This window comes from Achromobacter sp. T5-5 (assembly GCF_055397965.1).
In genome coordinates this window covers 4,728,646-4,747,601 of sequence record NZ_AP027919.1, presented here as the reverse complement: position 1 = coordinate 4,747,601, position 18,956 = coordinate 4,728,646, and the positions used below count along the sequence as shown (strand labels likewise).

Below are 18,956 nucleotides of genomic sequence, written 5' to 3'. Positions count from 1 at the left end.
GATTGCCAGATTTTGGTGGCGCGTAGACGGCGCAATGCCAGGGGTTCAATGGACATTCCGATGCCGCATGAAAGCATTCCGAAAGCGCTTTGCGCGGCACAAAATTGGCGGAAGACGCCCGTAAACTCAAAGGGTTATACTCTTCGACCATAGGCTTTCAGGGCTTGTACGCGCCTTCTGCCCCTGCTATCCGCTTAACGGGAAGCCCGTGTCGCGGAAGGTTTTCCTGCATCGTATCGAGTGAAGCACTCGTAAAGGTGAAGCGATATGTCTTCGGAAATAGAATCTCTATCCACGTCTTACCTCTTTGGGGGTAATGCCCCCTATGTCGAGGAGCTTTACGAAGCCTACCTCGATAACCCCGGTTCGGTTCCTGACAACTGGCGCGAATATTTCGACCAATTGCAGCACGCTCCCGCGACCGACGGCCAGGAATCCACCCGCGACCAGGCCCACGCTCCCATCGTCGAATCGTTCGCCCAGCGCGCCAAGGCCAATGCCTTCGTGCAACGCGCCGCCGAACCCGACCTGAGCGTCGCCAGCAAGCAAGTGTCGGTGCAATCGCTGATTGCCGCCTACCGCTCGCTGGGCTCGCGCTGGGCCGACCTGGATCCGCTCAAGCGCCAGGAACGTCCGCCGATCCCCGAACTCGATCCCGCCTTCTACGGCCTGACCGAAGCCGATCTGGACCAGACCTACTCGGCCACCAACACGTACTTCACGACCGCCAGCACGATGACGCTGCGCGACATCCTGAAGGCGCTGCGCGACACGTACTGCCGCAGCATCGGTGCAGAATTCACCCACATCTCCGACCCCGCCGCCAAGCGCTGGATCCAGGAACGCCTGGAAACGACGCTGGGCGCGCCCACGTACACGGCGGAAGAAAAGCGCCACATCCTGCAGCAGCTCACCGAGTCCGAAGGACTGGAACGCTTCCTGCACACCAAGTACGTCGGCCAGAAGCGCTTCTCGCTGGAAGGCGGCGAAAGCTTCATCGCCTCGATGGACGAAGTGGTCAACCACGCCGGTGAAAACGGCGTCCAGGAAATCGTGGTCGGCATGGCTCACCGCGGCCGCCTGAACCTGCTCGTGAACATCATGGGCAAGATGCCCGGCGACCTGTTCGCCGAGTTCGAAGGCAAGCACGCCGAAGGCCTGACCGACGGCGACGTGAAGTACCACAACGGCTTCTCCAGCGACCTGTCCACGCGCGGCGGCCCCGTCCACCTGTCGCTGGCGTTCAACCCGTCGCACCTTGAAATCGTCAACCCCGTCGTCGAAGGCAGCGCCCGCGCTCGCCAGGAACGCCGCGGCGATGCCGAAGGCAAGCAAGTGCTGCCGGTGCTGGTGCACGGCGACGCGGCCTTTGCCGGCCAGGGCGTCGTGATGGAAACCCTGAACCTGGCCCAGACGCGCGGCTACGGTACGGGCGGCACCCTGCACATCGTCATCAACAACCAGATCGGCTTTACCACGTCCGACCCGCGCGACTCGCGTTCGACGCTGTATTGCACCGACGTGGTCAAGATGATCGAAGCCCCGGTGTTCCACGTCAACGGCGACGACCCCGAAGCCGTGGTGTTCGTCACCAAGCTGGCCCTGGACTACCGCCTGCAGTTCCGCCACGACGTCGTCGTGGACATCGTCTGCTTCCGCAAGCTGGGCCACAACGAGCAAGACACCCCGTCGCTGACGCAGCCCCTGATGTACAAGCGCATCGGCCACCACCCCGGCACGCGCAAGCTGTACGCCGACAAGCTGACCACGCAAGGCGTGCTGGCCGAAGGCGAAGCCGATCAGCTCGTCAAGGACTACCGCCAGCTCATGGAAGACGGCCAGCGCACCATCGAACCGGTGCTGACTGACTACAAGAGCAAGTACGCCATCGACTGGTCGCCGTTCCTGGGCGCCAAGTGGACCGACCAGGCCGACACCGCCGTGCCGCTGGCTGAACTCAAGCGCATCGGCGAACGCATCACCACCGTGCCGGAAGGCTTCACGGTGCACCCGCTGGTCGCCAAGCTGCTGAACGACCGCCGCACCATGGCCAAGGGCGAAATGAACCTGGACTGGGGCATGGGCGAACACCTCGCCTTCGCGACCCTGGTGTCCTCGGGCTACGCCATCCGCATCACCGGCCAGGACTCGGGCCGCGGCACGTTCACGCACCGCCACGCCGTGCTGCACGACCAGAACCGCGAACGCTGGAACGACGGCACCTACATCCCGCTGCAGAACGTGTCGGAAGGCCAAGCGCCGTTCACCGTCATCGACTCCGTGCTGTCCGAAGAGGCGGTGCTGGGCTTTGAATACGGCTACTCCAGCGCCGAGCCCAACACGCTGACCATCTGGGAAGGCCAGTTCGGCGACTTCGTCAACGGCGCCCAGGTCGTGATCGACCAGTTCATCAGCTCCGGCGAAGCCAAGTGGGGCCGCCAGTCGGGCCTGACCCTGATGCTGCCGCACGGCTACGAAGGCCAGGGCCCCGAGCACTCGTCGGGCCGCATCGAGCGCTTCCTGCAGCTGTGCGCCGACAACAACATGCAAGTGGTCCAGCCGACCTCTGCCTCGCAGATCTTCCACGTTCTGCGCCGCCAGATGATCCGCCCGTTCCGCAAGCCGCTGGTGCTGTTCACGCCGAAGTCGCTGCTGCGCAACAAGGACGCGGGTTCGCCCCTGACCGACCTGGCCGGCGGCAGCTTCCGCCCGGTCATCGGCGAGGTCGACGAGGCCATCGACGCCAGCAAGGTCAAGCGCGTGCTGGCTTGCTCGGGCAAGGTGTACTACGACCTGGTCAACGCCCGCCGCGAGCGTGGCGCCGACCACGTCGCCATCGTCCGTGTCGAGCAGCTCTATCCGTTTGCGCACAAGTCGTTCGAAGCCGAACTGCGCAAGTATCCGAAGGCCACCGAAGTCATCTGGGTGCAGGACGAACCCCAGAACCAAGGCGCCTGGTTCTACGTTCAGCATCACGTGTACGAGAACATGGTCGAAGGCCAGAAGCTGGGCTACGCAGGCCGTGCCGCGTCGGCATCGCCGGCCGTGGGCTACCTGGCCAAGCACCAGGAGCAGCAGAAGGCCCTGATCGAAACGGCCTTCGCGCCCAAGTTCAAGGTCATGTTGACGAAGTAACCTTTACTTGATGCACGCGCCGCGGGCGGCAAGCGTTCCGGAACCCCGTTTCGAACCTTGCCGCGCCGCGTGACAAGAACACACTCTCTACGGAATAAACAAAATGGCTATTACCGACGTCGTCGTTCCCCAACTTTCCGAATCCGTCTCCGAAGCGACCCTGCTGACCTGGAAGAAGCAGCCCGGCGCTGCCGTTGAAGCGGACGAAATCCTGATCGAAGTCGAAACCGACAAGGTCGTGCTGGAAGTGCCGGCCCCCGCCTCGGGCGTGCTGTCCGAAATCGTCAAGGGCGATGGCAGCACCGTGACCTCCGGCGAAGTCCTGGCCCGCATCGACACGGCCGCCAAGGCTGGCGCCGCCGCCACCGCGCCCGCCGAAGCCCCCAAGGCCGCTGAACAAGCCGCCGCCGCGCCGGCCCCCGCCGCTGCTGCCCCGGCCTCGACGGCCGCCGCCGGCGTCGCGTCGCCCGCCGCCTCCAAGATCCTGGCCGAGAAGGGCGTTGACGCCGCTTCCGTGGCCGGCACCGGCCGCGACGGCCGCGTGACCAAGGGCGACGCCCTGGCCGCCAGCGCGCAGCCCAAGGCCGCGCCCGCCAAGGCTGCCGCCGCGCCCGCCCCGACCACGCTGTCGCTGGACGGCCGTCCGGAACAGCGCGTGCCGATGAGCCGCCTGCGCGCCCGCATCGCCGAGCGCCTGCTGCAATCGCAACAGGAAAACGCGATCCTGACGACGTTCAACGAAGTCAACATGCAGGCCGTGATCGACCTGCGCGCCAAGTACAAGGACAAGTTCGAAAAGGAACACGGCATCAAGCTGGGCTTCATGTCGTTCTTCGTCAAGGCCGCCGTTGCCGCGCTGAAGAAGTACCCGCTGATCAACGCCTCGATCGACGGCAAGGACATCATCTACCACGGCTACTTCGACATCGGTATCGCTGTCGGCAGCCCGCGTGGCCTGGTGGTGCCGATCCTGCGCAACGCCGACCAGCTGTCCATCGCTGAAATCGAAAAGACCATCGCCGACTTCGGCCGCCGCGCCGCTGACGGCAAGCTGGGCATCGAAGAAATGACCGGTGGCACGTTCTCGATTTCCAACGGCGGCGTGTTCGGTTCGATGCTGTCGACCCCGATCATCAACCCGCCGCAATCGGCCATCCTGGGCGTGCACGCCACCAAGGATCGCGCCGTCGTCGAAAACGGCCAGATCGTCATCCGCCCGATGAACTACCTGGCCCTGTCCTACGACCACCGCATCATCGACGGCCGCGAAGCCGTGCTGGGCCTGGTCGCCATGAAGGACGCCCTGGAAGATCCGCAGCGCCTGTTGCTGGACCTGTAATCTCGACGCCCCTGGCCGGCGCCGCGCGCGACCCGCAAGTCGCGCGGCGCCCGGGCCGGCTCCCCGCCGGCCCGCAGCACGACCACGCTGGGCAGGAAGTGCGCTTCTTCATCCCTCATTCGCGAGAACACTATGTCCAAACAATTTGACGTCGTCGTGATCGGCGCAGGCCCCGGCGGCTACATCGCCGCCATCCGCGCCGCGCAGCTCGGCATGTCGGTCGCCTGCATCGACGCCTGGCAGAATGGCCAAGGCGGCCCGGCTCCCGGCGGCACCTGCACCAACGTCGGCTGCATCCCGTCCAAGGCGCTGCTGCAATCGTCCGAACACTTCGAGCAGGCCAACCACCACTTCGCCGAGCACGGCATCGAAGTCAAGGGCGTCAGCCTGAAGCTCGACACGCTGATCGGCCGCAAGAACACGGTGGTCAAGCAGAACAACGACGGCATCCTGTACCTGTTCAAGAAGAACAAGGTCACGTTCTTCCACGGCAAGGGCGCGTTCAGCGGCCAGGTGGAAGGCGGCTGGGCCATCAAGGTCACCGGCACCGCCGAGGAAGACCTGGTTGCCAAGCACGTCGTGGTCGCCACGGGCTCGTCGGCGCGTGAGCTGCCCGGCCTGCCGTTCGACGAAAAGGTCGTGCTGTCCAACGACGGCGCCCTGAACATCGGCGCCGTGCCCAAGACGCTGGGCGTCATCGGCGCCGGCGTGATCGGCCTGGAAATGGGCAGCGTGTGGCGCCGCCTGGGTTCCGACGTCACCATCCTGGAAGCGATGCCGGAATTCCTGGCCGCCGCCGACCAGCAAGTGGCCAAGGAAGCCCTGAAGGCCTTCACCAAGCAAGGCCTGAACATCCAGATGGGCGTCAAGATCGGTGAGATCAAGGCGACCGCCAAGTCGGTGACCGTGCCTTACGTCGACGCCAAGGGCGCCGAGCAGAAGCTGGTCGTGGACAAGCTGATCGTCTCGATCGGCCGCGTGCCCTACACCGGCGGCCTGAACGCCGACGCCGTGGGCCTGAAGCTGGACGAACGCGGCTTCGTGGCCGTGGACGGCGACTGCAAGACCAACCTGCCGAACGTCTGGGCGGTGGGCGACGTGGTGCGCGGCCCGATGCTGGCGCACAAGGCCGAAGAAGAAGGCGTGGCGGTTGCCGAGCGCATCGCCGGCCAGCACGGCCACGTCAACTTCGACACCGTGCCGTGGGTCATCTACACCTCGCCGGAAATCGCCTGGGTCGGCAAGACCGAGCAGCAGCTCAAGGCCGAAGGCCGCGAGTACAAGGCCGGCAGCTTCCCGTTCCTGGCCAACGGCCGCGCCCGCGCGCTGGGCGACACCACCGGCTTTGCCAAGGTGATCGCCGATGCCAAGACCGATGAAGTCCTGGGCGTGCACATCGTGGGCCCGATGGCCTCGGAACTGATCTCGGAAGCCGTGACCATCATGGAATTCCGCGGCGCCGCCGAAGACATCGCCCGCATCTGCCACGCGCACCCGACGCTGTCGGAAGCCGTGAAGGAAGCCGCTCTGGCCGTGGACAAGCGCGCGCTGAACTTCTAAGCCGCGCTTGACCTCTGCAAGACCGGGGCGGGTTCCAGGACCCGCCCTTTTCTTTATTGCCCTGTTGTTTCTCGCCTTTTTTCATTCAGCCTGATCCGGTTCCCACATGAACGTCAGCGAATACTACGAACACGCCTTGGCCGAACGCGGCTACAAGCCCGACGAAGCGCAGAAGAAGGCGATCGACCGCTTGCAGCGCTATTACGACGAATGGGTCAAGTTCAAGTCGATGCGCTCGAACGCGCTCAAGAAGCTGTTGAACCGTCCCGACGTGCCCCGGGGCGTCTATCTGTGGGGCGGCGTGGGCCGCGGCAAGAGCTTCCTGATGGATGCCTTCTACGCCACCGTGCCGGTCGTGCGCAAGACGCGCCTGCACTTTCACGAATTCATGCGCGGCGTGCACCGCGAGCTGGAGGAAGTGAAGGGCATGCAGGATCCGCTGGACGAGGTCGCCAAGCGTGTGGCCAAGCGCTACCGGCTGATCTGCTTCGATGAATTCCACGTGTCCGATGTGGCGGACGCGATGATCCTGCACCGCCTGCTGCTCAAGCTGTTCGAATACGGCACGTCCTTCGTGATGACGTCCAACTACGAACCGTCCACGCTGTACACCGACGGGCTGCACCGCGACCGCGTGCTGCCCGCCATCGCGCTGATCCAGTCGCGCATGGACGTCATGAACGTGGACGCGGGCGTGGACTACCGCCGCCGCTCGCTGGAGCAGGTGCAGAGCTATCACACGCCGCTGGACGAGCACGCGCAGCAGGCGCTGCAGGCGGCCTTCGATGCGCTGGCCGATACGCCGCCGCAGGAGCCCGTGCTGCACATCGAGCATCGCGAGATCCGCGCGCTGGCGCTGGGCGGCTCGGTGGTGTGGTTCGATTTCGCCACGCTGTGCGGCGGTCCGCGTTCGCAGAACGACTATCTGGAACTGGCCAACCGCTTCCACGCGGTGATTCTTTCCGGCGTGCCGCGCATGGGGCCGCGCCAGGCTTCCGAGGCGCGTCGCTTTACCTGGCTGATCGACGTGTTCTATGACCACCGCGTCAAGCTCATCATGTCCGCCGAGTGCGAGCCCGAAGAGATCTACACGCAGGGCGCGCTGGCCAACGAGTTCCACCGCACGGTCTCGCGCATTCTTGAAATGCAGTCGCGCGAATACCTGGAATCCGAGCGCCGCCTGGCCGCGACGTTGTAGCAATGCCTCACCCGGTCCTATTTTCAAGGACCGGGGCCGTCTGTCATTGTTAATGCAAGTCATTATCAATTAAGATTCCGAGACTTTGGTTCACCGCCGCAGTCTCAACCTTGTCCTCCACCTTGCTTTCCTCGTCGGGTCCGTGCGTCGACACCCCGGCCGCGCCCGTCGATGGCTTGTATCGCGATCATCGCCCCTGGCTGTTCGGATGGCTGCGCCGCAAGCTCGGCTGCGAGCATCGCGCCGAGGACCTGGCGCAGGACGTATTTGTCCGGGTGATCCAGGGCCGCAAGCAGGTGCGCGCCCACGAGGCCCGCGCACTGCTCACCACCATTGCCAAGGGCCTGGTGGTGGATCACCAGCGCCATGCCGCGCTGGAGCATGCCTACCTTGCCTATCTGGCCGCCGTGCCCGAATCCTATGCGCCGTCTCCCGAAGCGCAGGCCGAGCAGTTGCAGGCGCTGGTCGAACTGGACCGCCTGCTGGACGGGCTGCCGCCCAAGGCCCGCGCGGCGTTCCTGCTGTCGCAGCTTGACGGCCTGACCTATCCCGAGATCGCCGAACGCCTGGGCGTGTCGTTGAGCTCGGTGCAACAGTACATGGTGCGTGCGATGTCCGCGTGCTATGCCGCGATCCATGCCTGACGCCGCCGACGCCGCAAACGGCGCGCCGCTGGACGGCCGAGCGCCGGCGGGCCCGCCATCGGACGCCGTGGTGCGCGAGGCCATCGCCTGGTGGACGCGGCTGCAATCCGGGGTGGCCGACGCGGGCGAGCAGCAGTCCTGTCGCGACTGGCTGGCCCAGGATCCCGCCCACCGCGTGGCGTGGGACCGGCTGCAGGGCATCGGCCGCGATGCGCGCCGGGTGCCGGCGGCGTTGGCGCACACCGCGCTGAACGCGCCGGCATCGCGCGGGCGGCGCACCGCCCTGCGCAGCCTGCTCGCGGTGGCCGGCGTGGCCGCCACCGGGTGGACGGGCTATCGCCACGCGCCCTGGCAGCGCCTGGTCGCGGACTACAGCACCGCCGTGGGCGAGCGCCGCGCGCTCGCGCTGGCGGACGGCCTGCGCGTCACGCTCAACAGCGACACGGCGGTGCGCGTCAACGTCCGCGGCAGCGCGCGCGACATCGATCTGCTGCGCGGCGAGATGCTGGTGCAGGCCGACCCGCGCCCCGGCGTGCAGGCGCTGCGGGTGGACACCGGCCATGGCGAATTGCGCGCCGAGCGTGCGCGCTTCGACCTGCGGCGCACGGCCGACGACGTGCGTGTCGGCGTGTACGAAGGCAGCGTCGCGCTGCTGCGCCAGGGTGTCCTGACGCCACTGAGCGCCGGCGAACGGCTGGCCTATGCCGACGATGCCGACCTCGGCCGCGCCGCGGCGGACCCGGATGGTCTCGCCTGGGTGGACGGCATGGTGGTGGCCAAGGAGTGGCGCCTGGACGACTTTGCCGGCTATCTGGCGCGTCAGCGGGTGGGCGTGATCCGCGTCGATCCCGCGGTGGCGCATCTGCGGTTGTCGGGCGTGTTTCCGCTGGACGACGCCGAACGGGCGCTCAAGGCGCTGGAGCACACCTTGCCCATCACCGTCACGCGCCATACGCAGTATTGGCTGCAGGTCGGCCCCCGCGACGCCTGACTGTTACACATTTTCTTGCCGGCGCATTGCAGGTTTTGCATCCCCGTACGGAAAGCAGAAGAAACCACCGTACAGGGAGATCTTCGTGTCCGCTTCATTCCATCCGCGCCTGCGCGCACCGATGACCGCCGGCCGCCAGGCCATGCTGGCCGCCACCTGCGCGGGCGCGCTGGTCGCCGGCGCGCCGGCGGCCTGGGCGCAGTCCACGCCGGCCGCGGCGCCCGCCACCGTCAACGCGCAACGCACTTTTCAGATTCCGGCCGGGCCGCTGGCCGATGTGCTGACGCAGTTCGCGCGCAGCGCGGGGGTGGTGCTTTCGTTCGATCCGGCGCTGGTCCGGGGCCGGCGTTCGGAAGGGCTGGACGGCGCCTACACGGTGGGCGCGGGCTTTGCGCGCATCCTGGCGGGCAGCGGCCTGCAGGCGCGCGCGCGGTCGGGCAATGCCTGGACCCTGGCGCCCGCGCCGGTCTCCACCGGCGATGCGCACACGCTGGCGCCCGTGACGGTCACGGGCCTGTCGGACAGCGCCTATGCGCCCACGGTGGGATACGTGGCCACCGCCAGCGCCAGCGCCACCAAGACCGATACGCCGCTCATCGAGACGCCCCAGTCGGTGTCCGTGATCACGCGCGAACAGATCACCGAGCAGGGCGCGCAGACGCTGAACCAGGTGCTGCGCTACACCGCCGGCGTGGCCACGGAGTCGCGCGGCGCCACGGCGACGCGCCTGGACCAGTTCACCGTGCGCGGGTTTTCGGCGTCCACCTACCTGGACGGGCTGCGCGTGTTCGGCGGCCGCGATGCGCTGCCGCAGGTGGACGCCTTCCGCCTGGAGCGCGTGGACGTGCTCAAGGGGCCGGCGTCGGTCATGTACGGGCAGGGCGGCCCCGGCGGCGTGGTGAACCAGGTCAGCAAGCGGCCGCTGGACGAGCCGCTGCGCGAAGTGGGGCTGCAGGTCGGCAACTACGATTTCCGCCGCGCGAACGTGGACTTCGGCGGTCCCATCGATGAAGAAGGCAAGTTCCTCTACCGCCTGGTGGGTTCGGGCTACATGTCCGACGGCCAGGTGCGGGACACGAAGGAGCGCCGCTATTTCGTGTCGCCGGCATTCGCCTGGAAACCCAATGCCGATACCTCGCTGACGATCCTTACGAATTTCCAGCACGATCCCGACATGGGTTCGTACGGCGCCTTGCCGGCCATGCGCACCCTGCTGCGCGCGCCCGATGGCTTCCAGCTGCCGGCGGACTACTACGACGGCGACGCCAACTTCGAGAAAAGCGACCGCAAGAGCTATTCGCTGGGCTACATCCTGGACCATCGCTTCAACGACACCTTCAAGGCGTCGCAAAGCCTGCGCTGGACGCATTCGGACGCGAAGTACCGCAGCGTCTACGGCGCGATGACCAACTACTACGGCTACACGGACAGCAGCTATCTGTACCACCAGCGGGCGTCGATCGCGACGGACGTGGACGTGGGCGCGCTGACCCTGGACAACAACCTGCAGGCGCGGTTCGACACCGGCAGGATCCGCCACAACGTGCTGGTCGGCTTCGACTACCAGCACGTCAAGACCGACACGCTGTCGGGCTTTGGCTCGGCGCCGCCGCTGTACGTGAAGAACCCGGACAATTTCCAGAACATTCCGGTGCCGGCGTTCTCCAGCGACGCCACCACCACGCAGTACCAGACCGGCGTGTACTTCCAGGACCAGATCAGGATCGACCGCCTGTCGTTCCTCCTGGGCGGGCGCTATGACTGGTCGCGCAGCGTGGGCGAGACGAAGGCCATCGCCTCGGGCCGCGTCACGCCGTCGGCGCTCAACGCGGAAGCGTTCTCGGGCCGGTTCGGCGCGATCTACAACTTCGACAACGGCGTGGCGCCGTACTTCAGCTATTCGGAATCGTTCGAGCCGCAGTCCGGCACGGGGTGGAACAACACGCCGTTCAAGCCGATCGAGGGCAAGCAGTACGAAGTGGGCATCAAGTACCAGCCGCCGGGTTCGGCCACGATGCTGACCTTCGCGGCCTTCGACATCCGGCGCGAGAACATGACCACCACCGATCCCGATCCGACGCACCTGTGCGGCACGGCGGGCGGCCGCTGCTCGATCCAGGCGGGCGAGCTGCGCACGCAGGGCATCGAGCTGGAGGCCAAGACCGAGCCGATGCGCGGCCTGTCGCTGATCTGATCGCCGCGTATTCGCTCATGAACAACGAATACACCAAGGCTTATCCGAACGCGTCCGGCTTCGACCTGACCGGCAAGACGCCCGTCGCGCTGCCGTCGCAGCAGGCGTCGGCGTGGGCGCGTTACCAGCTGCAGGAAGGGCCGCTCGCCGGGCTGGGCGTGGGCGGCGGCGTGCGCTATATCGGGTCGTCCTACGCCAACGAGGCCAACACCATGAAGGTGCCGAAGGTCACGCTGGTCGACCTGATGCTGGACTACGACCTGGGCCGCGCATCGCCCGCGCTCAAGGGCATGCAGGTCGCGCTGAACGTGCAGAACCTGTTCGACAAGGAATACGTCGCCTCGTGCTCGGGCGATTCGTGGTGCTGGTTCGGCTACCAGCGCTCCATCAAGGCCAGCTTGCGGTATCGCTGGTAAGCCGGGGGAAGGGCGGCCCGCGCGGCGGGTCGCCTGCGCTTCGCACGTCGATCGGGTCTTTTTGTCTTAACGAGAATCGTTATAATTCAGGCCTTATACAGGGAAAGGCGGATAAGCTCGGGCCCCCTCCCACCCCCGGGTCCGCCAGCGTCCCGCAACCACCTGACACTCCACGTGAAAGCTCCCGCAGCCGGCGCAGGCATGATGCGCTACCGATTCGCCGTTCTTTCCCGCGCGACGGCCGCCATCCTGGGCGGCTATGCCCTGGCCTCGGCGGCGGCGGCCTGCCTGGCGGTCTGGCTGCCGCTGGGACGGGCGGACGCCGTGACCGCGGCGCAGATGCTGTCCTTCGTGGTCTACGCCTGCGGCGTGATCTGGGTGTTCGCGACACGCAACGCCTGGCGCGCCTGGGCCGGCATCCTGGGCCCGGCCGCGCTGCTGGGCGGACTGTTCCTGGCCCATCGCCTGGCGGCGGCCGCATGAAGGCCGCCCAGCCCAAGGCGCCAGGCGAAGAGGGCCTGCGCCAGTCCATGTCCTGGCTGCACACGTGGGCGGGCCTGATCTTCGGCTGGGTGCTGTTCGCCATGTTCCTGACCGGCTCGCTGGCCTTTTTCCGGCCCGAGATCACGCGCTGGATGCAGCCCGAGATCCAGGTGCAGCCGGTCCCTGCCGTCCAGGCGGTCGAGACGGCGCAGCGCTATCTGGCGGACCATGCGCCCGACGCCAGGCGCTGGTTCATCACGCCGCCCTCGGATCGCGAGCCGCTCATCCAATTGCTGTATCAGACGCCCAAGCCCAAGCCGGGCGAACGCGGCTTCGTGCGCGTGAAGCTGGACCCGGCCACCGGCCAGGCCGTGACGGCGCGGCAGACGCGCGGCGGCGACTTCTTCTACCGCTTTCATTTCGAGCTGGAAACCGCGTTTCCGTGGGGACGCTGGCTGGCCAGCATCGCGGGCATGTTCATGCTGGTGGCGATCATCAGCGGCATCATCACGCACAAGAAGATCTTCGCCGACTTCTTCACCTTCCGGCCGAAAAAGGGCGGCCAGCGCGCCTGGATGGATGGCCATAACGTGTTGTCGGTGCTCGGCCTGCCGTTCCACCTGATGATCACGTTCAGCGGCCTGGTGCTCTTCATGGTGATGCTGATGCCCGCGGGCATCCTGGCCGTGTACGACACGCCGCGCGACTACACGAACGAGGTCTTCAAATCCTCCCGGGTCACGCCGCCGCAGAACCGGCCCGCGCCGTTGGTTGCCATCGCCCCGCTGGTGGAACAGGCGCAGCAGCATTGGCAGGGACGGCTCGGCCGCGTGACCGTCAATAACCCAGGCGACGCGGGCGCCACCATCACGCTCGTGCGCAGCGTGAGCGATGGGGTGTCGTACGGCCTGTTGGCGCCCTATATGCGTTTTGACGGCGCCACGGGCGCGCTCCAGGAGGCCCAGGACGAACGCAGCGCCACCGCGGCGACGGCGGGCGTGATCACCGGCCTGCATCTGGGCCTGTTCGCCGAACCCGTGCTGCGCTGGTTGTATTTCCTGGTCAGCCTGGCCGGCACGGCCATGGTGGCGACGGGCCTGGTGCTGTGGATCGCCAAGCGTCGCCAGAAGGCGCGGCCGGGCGACGCGCGCGAAGCGTTCTCGCTGCGCCTGGTGGATGGCCTGAACGCGGGCACCATCGCCGGCGTCGTGTTCGGCGTGGCCGCGGTGTTCCTGGCCAACCGGCTGCTGCCGGCCGACATGCCTGGCCGCCAGGTCTGGGAGGTTCGTGCTTTTTTCCTGGCCTGGGGCGGGTCCCTGGTCTACGCCTTCCTGTTCCCGCGCCGCAAGTGGCGCGACCTGCTGGCCGTTGCCGCGGCCGCACTGGCCCTGGTGCCGGTGGTCAATGCGCTGACCACGAACCGGCACCTGGGCGTCTCCTTGCCGCAAGGGGACTGGGTGATGGCGGGTTTTGACCTGACCTGCCTGGCGAGCGCCCTGGTGTTCGGCTGGATGGCGCGCAGGGCAGCCATGGCGCGCCAGGCGCCCGCCAGGACGGCGGGCAAGCCGCGCGCCGCGCGCAGCGAAACGGTCAAGGCCGCCGTTGCCGCCGCGGCTCCTGCTGCGACCCCTGCTGCTTCCTCCGCAGCCGCCGTTTTCCCAGCCCCGCACGAACCGGCCGTCCCGGCTGCGCGGCCGCAGACCCCACTTGAACCGCGAGGTGAGACGCCATGACGCTGGCCGCCTTCTGCCTGGCCTACGCGGGGTTTTCCGCGCTGTGCCTGGGCATGGACCGTCACTACGAAGACCTGTTCGACCGGGCCCTGCCGCGCCGCCATCGGGTGCCGCTGCGGCTGTTCGGCTGGGGCGCGCTTGCGCTGTCCTTGTGGGCGTCGGCGGCGGTCTGGGGGTGGAGCTACGGGACGGTCGAATGGATCGGCATCCTCAGCATCGCGGGCCTGCTGCTGATCTGGTTCCTGACGTTCCGGCCGCGTGCGGCGCTGACCGCCGGCGGCCTGTGCGCGCTGGCCGCGCCGGTGCTGGCGGTGTGGTAGGCGGCGGGGCCGCCGCGCCGCGGCACGTTACACTGACGGCTTCCCCAGCAAACCGCCATTTCGCCTCATGAATACCCGCGTCCTTACCGGCATCACCACCACTGGCACTCCCCATCTCGGCAACTACGCAGGCGCGATCCGCCCGGCGGTCCAGGCCAGTACGCAACCCGGCGTGGACGCATTTTTCTTCCTGGCGGACTACCACGCGCTGATCAAATGCGACGACCCGGCGCGGGTTGCCCGCTCGCGCCTGGAGATCGCCGCCACCTGGCTGGCGGTGGGCCTGGACCACGAGCGTGTGACGTTCTACCGCCAATCGGACATTCCCGAGATCCCCGAACTGAGCTGGCTGCTGACCTGCGTGACGGCCAAGGGCCTGATGAACCGCGCGCATGCGTACAAGGCCTCGGTGGACCAGAACGTGGCCAAGAGCGTCGATCCGGATGACGGCATCACCATGGGGCTGTTCTCGTACCCCATCCTGATGGCCGCCGACATCGTCATGTTCAACGCGAACAAGGTGCCGGTGGGCCGCGACCAGATCCAGCACCTGGAAATGGCCCGCGACATCGCCCAGCGCTTCAACCACCTGTACGGGCGCGATTACTTCACGCTGCCCGAAGTGGTCATCGAGGAAGACGTGGCGACCCTGCCGGGCCTGGACGGCCGCAAGATGTCCAAGAGCTACAACAACACGATTCCCCTGTTCGAAGGCGGCGCCAAGGCCTTGCGCGCTTCCGTGATGCGCATCGTGACCGACTCGCGCGAACCCGGCGAGCCCAAGGACGCCGAGTCCTCGCACCTGTACACGCTGTACCGCGCGTTCGCCACGCCCGCGCAGTCGGCGGCGTTTCGCAAGCAGCTCGAAGAGGGCATGGGCTGGGGCGACGCCAAGCAGGCGCTGTATGAACACTTGGAAACCCTGCTGGCGCCCATGCGGGAAAAGTACGTCGAACTGATCGCCAATCCCGGCCGCATCGAAGACATTCTGCAGGCCGGGGCGGCCAAGGCCCGCAAGCTGGCCGTGCCGTTCATGCAGGAACTGCGCGAAGCCGTGGGCCTGCGCAATCTGGGCGCGGGGGCGGTGGCGGGCAAGGGCGCCCCGGGCAAGAAAGAAAAGTCCAAGGGCGCGCGCTTCGTCAGCTTCCGCGACGAGGACGGCGGCTTCCGCTTCCGCCTGCTGGCGGCCGACGGCGAGGAATTGCTGCTGTCGCAACGCTTTGCCGATCCCAAGCAAGCCGGCGCCGTGATGCGCCGTCTGCAGTCCGAGCCCGCCGACAGCGTGCTGCAGGCCGATGCGCAAGGCGTCGGCGCGGTGGTCGATGGCGTGACCGTGGCCACGGCGCCTGCCGGCGCCCAGGGCGAGCCCGCCACGCTGCTGGCGCGTACGCGCGACGCGCTGCTGTCGCTGTCGCAGGAATAACCGTACGGAACGGGGCGGCGCGCGCCATGCGCGCGCCAGTTGCGGCCTGCGCTTCGCGCAGCCGCGCCCCTAGTTCAGGCGCGCGCTGGCCACGATGCGGCCGTCGCGCACCTGGAAGCGCTGCACGTGGCCCTGGCCCGCGATTTCAAGCAGATCGCCCTGCGAATAGCCCGTGACATTGGGGCAGTCCAGCCATTCCGGATTGATGAACGGAAAATACTTGAGCGTGCCGCTGCCCTGGCTGGCGAAATCGAACGTGGTGTTGGCGACGACTTCCGGGTCCCATTGGCTGGCGTCGTAGGTCAGCACGCATCCGGTGCCGATGCGGTAGACGATGCTGGCGCCCATGCTGGCAAAGCCCAGCGCGCCGACATGCAATTGCGCCTGGTTGCGCAGTTCGATGACCCGGCTGCCCAGGCGTTCCAGCGTGACGTGCTTGAAGGTCACGTTGGCGCCGTCGACGATCAGGTGCGAGTACTGCCCCAACGTGACGTCGCCGTACACGCCGCTGGGCGCGGCTTCTTTTTCGGTAATGATTGCGGTTTCGTTGGCGGCAAGCGTAATGGTGCTGAGCATGGCGGACGGATCTCCGGTCTATCAGGGGGGCGCGCTCTTGTTCTGATGCTGCTACCCGATAGACGTTTCGCGCCGCAACTCGCCTGATCGTGGATTTTTGCGTCGCCGGAAGGAAGGTCATCCGGTTCTCACCCTTGCGTGTGATTTTTATTATTTGGACACAATTCGATATTTTCACTTATTTTTGGAACGTCGAATTGAGCGAACGCAACGAAAGCGGGCGATTTACGGGAAACCCCTAGGTGCTGCGGCGTGGCCGGGGCGAAAAAAAACCGGTGCGCGAGGCACCGGTTTTTTGCGGAAGGTCGGACGCCGGAGCGTCGGAACCCATGGATCAGCGGATCAGCGCTTGAGCTTGGCGAACGCGTCGGCCATGGCGCTGTTCATCGACCCCGCGGCTGCCCCCGCCCCGCGGCCGCCGTCGCCCTGGCGGCGCGGACGGTCGCCGCCCTTGGGGGCGTCGCCGCTGCGGCGGGCCGGCGCGGCGGTGTCGTTCAGGCGCATGGTGAGGGCCACGCGCTTGCGCGCCGCGTCCACTTCCAGCACTTTGACGCTGACGGTCTGGCCCACGCGCACCACATCGCGCGGATCCTTCACGAACTTCTCGGCCAGCGCCGAGATGTGAACCAGGCCGTCCTGGTGCACGCCGATGTCGACGAAGGCGCCGAAGTTGGCCACGTTGGTCACCACGCCTTCCAACACCATGCCCGGGTACAGGTCGTTCAGCGTTTCCACGCCTTCCTTGAACTGCGCCGTCTTGAATTCCGGACGCGGATCGCGGCCGGGCTTTTCGAGTTCGGCGAAGATGTCCTTCACCGTGGGCAGGCCGAAGCGTTCGTCGGTGAAGTCCGACGGCGACACGCCCTTGAGCGCTTCGCGCTGGCCGATGATCTGCTGCACGTCGGCCTTGATCTTGGCGACGATGCGCTCGACGACGGGATAGGCCTCGGGGTGCACGGCCGATGCGTCCAGCGGGTTGTCGCCGTTGGGAATACGCAGGAAGCCGGCGGCCTGCTCAAACGCCTTGTCGCCAAAGCGCGGCACCTTGCGCAGGATCTCGCGCGTGGGGAAGGCGCCGTTTTCGTCGCGGAAGGCCACGATGTTCTTGGCCAGCAGCGAGTTCAGGCCCGACACCCGTGCCAGCAGCGCCGCCGACGCCGTGTTCACGTCGACGCCCACGGCGTTCACGCAGTCTTCGACCACGGCGTCCAGCGAGCGCGCCAGCTCGCGCTGGTTGACGTCATGCTGGTACTGGCCCACGCCGATGGCCTTGGGGTCGATCTTGACCAGTTCGGCCAGCGGGTCCTGCAGGCGGCGGGCGATGGACACGGCGCCGCGCAGGGTCACGTCCAGGTCGGGGAATTCCAGGGCGGCGGTTTCCGAGGCCGAATACACCGAGGCGCCCGCTTCGGACACCACCACGCGGGTGACCTTTAGGTCGGGGAAGCGTTCCATCATGTCGCCCACGAGCTTTTCGCTTTCGCGCGAAGCCGTGCCGTTGCCGATGGCGATCAGGTCCACGTTGTGGCGTGCGACCAGCGCGGCCAGCGTGTTGATCGTGCCTTCGCGGTCGCGGCGGGGTTCGAACGGGTAGACGGTGGTGGTGTCGACGACCTTGCCGGTCTTGTCGATGACCGCGACCTTGCAGCCCGTGCGGATGCCGGGGTCCAGCCCCAGCACGGCCTTGGGGCCGGCGGGCGCGGCCAGCAGCAGGTCTTTCAGGTTGGCCGCGAACACGCGGATCGCCTCGGCTTCGCCGCTTTCGCGCAGGCGGCCGATCAGTTCGCTTTCAAAGGCCGTCAGCAGCTTCACGCGCCAGGTCCAGCGGCAGACCTCGCCCAGCCAGCGCGCGCGCGGCGGTGCATCCAGGGCGAACAGGCCGTTGCCCAGCTTCAGGAAATTGGCGATGCGGGCCACGCACGGGTGCGGGGTCTGGGCCTCGAGGTCGGCTTCCAGGCCCAGGCGCAGTTCAAGCACGCCTTGCTGGCGGCCGCGCAGCAGCGCCAGGATGCGGTGCGAGGGCAGGGTGCGCAGCGGCTCGTTGAAGTCGAACCAGTCGCGGAAGTTGGCGCCTTCGGTTTCCTTGCCCTCGATCATCTTGGAGTAGAGCAGGCCCGTGGACCACAGGTGCTCGCGCATGTCGGCCAGCAGGTCGGCGTTTTCCGCGTAGCGTTCAGCCAGGATGTCGCGCGCGCCGTCCAGCGCCGCCTTGGCGTCGTTGATGGCGGCTTCGGGATTCAGGTATTGCGCGGCCAGCGCGGCGGGATCGCAGGCGGGATCGTCCAGGATGGCGTCGGCCAGGGGCTCGAGGCCGGCCTCGCGGGCAATCTGGGCGCGCGTGCGGCGCTTGGGCTTGTACGGCGCGTACAGGTCTTCCAGGCGCTGCTTGGTGTCGGCGGCGGCGATTTCCTGCTGCAGCTCGGGCGTCAGCTTGCCTTGCTGGGAAATGGACTCCAGGATGGCGCCGCGGCGCTCTTCGAGTTCGCGCAGGTAACCCAGGCGGACTTCCAGGTTGCGCAGCACGGTGTCGTCCAGGCCGCCGGTCGCTTCCTTGCGATAGCGGGCGATGAAGGGCACGGTTGCGCCGTCATCCAGCAGTTCCACCGCCGCAGCGATCTGGGAGGCGCGCGCGCCCAGCTCGGTGGCGAGCTGCGCGACGATGCGGGCGTTGTCGACGCCGGCGGCGACGTTCGTGATAGTGGAAGTTTCAGACATCTCTATACGACGGCAAAAAGGGAAAACGAGGGGCGGATTGTGCCATAAGCCGTTGTTACAGAACGTGCCCGGAGGGACCGATCTGTCCCTCTGGCAACGGCCTTGCGGTAGCCCGCAAGCCGAAAAGCGCGGCGGCAGCGGGTATCATTTGGGTCCTTCCCAATTCAGTGTCTGGCGCCCGAACCGATCGTCCCGGCACCGGTTCACCCCATCCTCCGACCGACACTAG

At 67.0% G+C, this 18,956-nt stretch carries 12 protein-coding genes and 1 pseudogene; 11 read left to right on the top strand and 2 right to left on the bottom strand.

Annotated features, from left to right (window positions below):
- Positions 1–267 precede the first annotated feature (267 nt).
- From ACZ50Q_RS21550 to ACZ50Q_RS21500, 11 genes and pseudogenes are all read left to right on the top strand, one after another.
- A complete protein-coding gene (locus tag ACZ50Q_RS21550) occupies positions 268–3,135 on the top strand; it encodes a 2-oxoglutarate dehydrogenase E1 component (RefSeq protein ID WP_464079502.1) in 2,868 nt (955 codons plus the stop codon).
- 103 nt (positions 3,136–3,238) lie between these two features.
- Complete coding sequence (gene odhB, locus ACZ50Q_RS21545) at positions 3,239–4,474, top strand: 2-oxoglutarate dehydrogenase complex dihydrolipoyllysine-residue succinyltransferase (protein ID WP_092577919.1); 1,236 nt, start codon at positions 3,239–3,241, stop codon at positions 4,472–4,474.
- Between the two features lie 132 nt (positions 4,475–4,606).
- The gene (gene lpdA / locus ACZ50Q_RS21540) at positions 4,607–6,034 is read left to right on the top strand and encodes a dihydrolipoyl dehydrogenase (RefSeq protein ID WP_092577921.1); all 1,428 of its coding nucleotides are present in this window, start codon (positions 4,607–4,609) and stop codon (positions 6,032–6,034) included.
- A 106-nt stretch (positions 6,035–6,140) separates the two neighbouring features.
- On the top strand, positions 6,141–7,232 hold the full coding sequence (gene zapE / locus ACZ50Q_RS21535; protein ID WP_076519466.1) for a cell division protein ZapE: 1,092 nt from the start codon (positions 6,141–6,143) through the stop codon (positions 7,230–7,232).
- Positions 7,233–7,342: 110 nt separating this feature from the next.
- Positions 7,343–7,876, top strand: a complete 534-nt coding sequence (locus ACZ50Q_RS21530) for a sigma-70 family RNA polymerase sigma factor (protein WP_092577922.1) — start codon at positions 7,343–7,345, stop codon at positions 7,874–7,876.
- Positions 7,869–8,867: a FecR domain-containing protein gene (locus ACZ50Q_RS21525; RefSeq protein ID WP_464079501.1), complete on the top strand. Its 999-nt coding sequence runs from the start codon at positions 7,869–7,871 to the stop codon at positions 8,865–8,867. The genes ACZ50Q_RS21530 and ACZ50Q_RS21525 overlap by 8 nt, the downstream gene beginning before the upstream one ends.
- A 142-nt stretch (positions 8,868–9,009) precedes the next feature.
- Positions 9,010–11,477: pseudogene (locus ACZ50Q_RS21520) on the top strand (TonB-dependent siderophore receptor).
- Between the two features lie 201 nt (positions 11,478–11,678).
- The gene (locus ACZ50Q_RS21515) at positions 11,679–11,960 is read left to right on the top strand and encodes a DUF3649 domain-containing protein (RefSeq protein WP_076519471.1); all 282 of its coding nucleotides are present in this window, start codon (positions 11,679–11,681) and stop codon (positions 11,958–11,960) included.
- Positions 11,957–13,693 (top strand): PepSY-associated TM helix domain-containing protein, encoded by a 1,737-nt coding sequence (locus ACZ50Q_RS21510; RefSeq protein WP_464079500.1) that lies wholly within the window; start codon positions 11,957–11,959, stop codon positions 13,691–13,693. The genes ACZ50Q_RS21515 and ACZ50Q_RS21510 overlap by 4 nt, the downstream gene beginning before the upstream one ends.
- A complete protein-coding gene (locus ACZ50Q_RS21505) occupies positions 13,690–14,013 on the top strand; it encodes a DUF3325 domain-containing protein (RefSeq protein WP_464079499.1) in 324 nt (107 codons plus the stop codon). Before ACZ50Q_RS21510 ends, ACZ50Q_RS21505 begins: the two co-directional genes overlap by 4 nt.
- Positions 14,014–14,080: 67 nt before the next feature.
- Positions 14,081–15,436 (top strand): tryptophan--tRNA ligase, encoded by a 1,356-nt coding sequence (locus ACZ50Q_RS21500; RefSeq protein WP_464079498.1) that lies wholly within the window; start codon positions 14,081–14,083, stop codon positions 15,434–15,436.
- Between the two features lie 69 nt (positions 15,437–15,505).
- Here the strand turns inward: ACZ50Q_RS21500 and ACZ50Q_RS21495 are convergent, their stop codons facing one another.
- Both ACZ50Q_RS21495 and tex read right to left on the bottom strand, forming a co-directional pair.
- Positions 15,506–16,012 carry a TMEM165/GDT1 family protein gene (locus ACZ50Q_RS21495; RefSeq protein WP_092577934.1) on the bottom strand — a complete coding sequence of 169 codons (507 nt, stop codon included), beginning with the start codon at positions 16,010–16,012 and terminating at the stop codon, positions 15,506–15,508.
- A 342-nt stretch (positions 16,013–16,354) separates the two neighbouring features.
- A complete protein-coding gene (tex, locus tag ACZ50Q_RS21490; RefSeq protein WP_092577936.1) occupies positions 16,355–18,727 on the bottom strand; it encodes an RNA-binding transcriptional accessory protein Tex in 2,373 nt (790 codons plus the stop codon).
- Between the last annotated feature and the right edge of the window lie 229 nt (positions 18,728–18,956).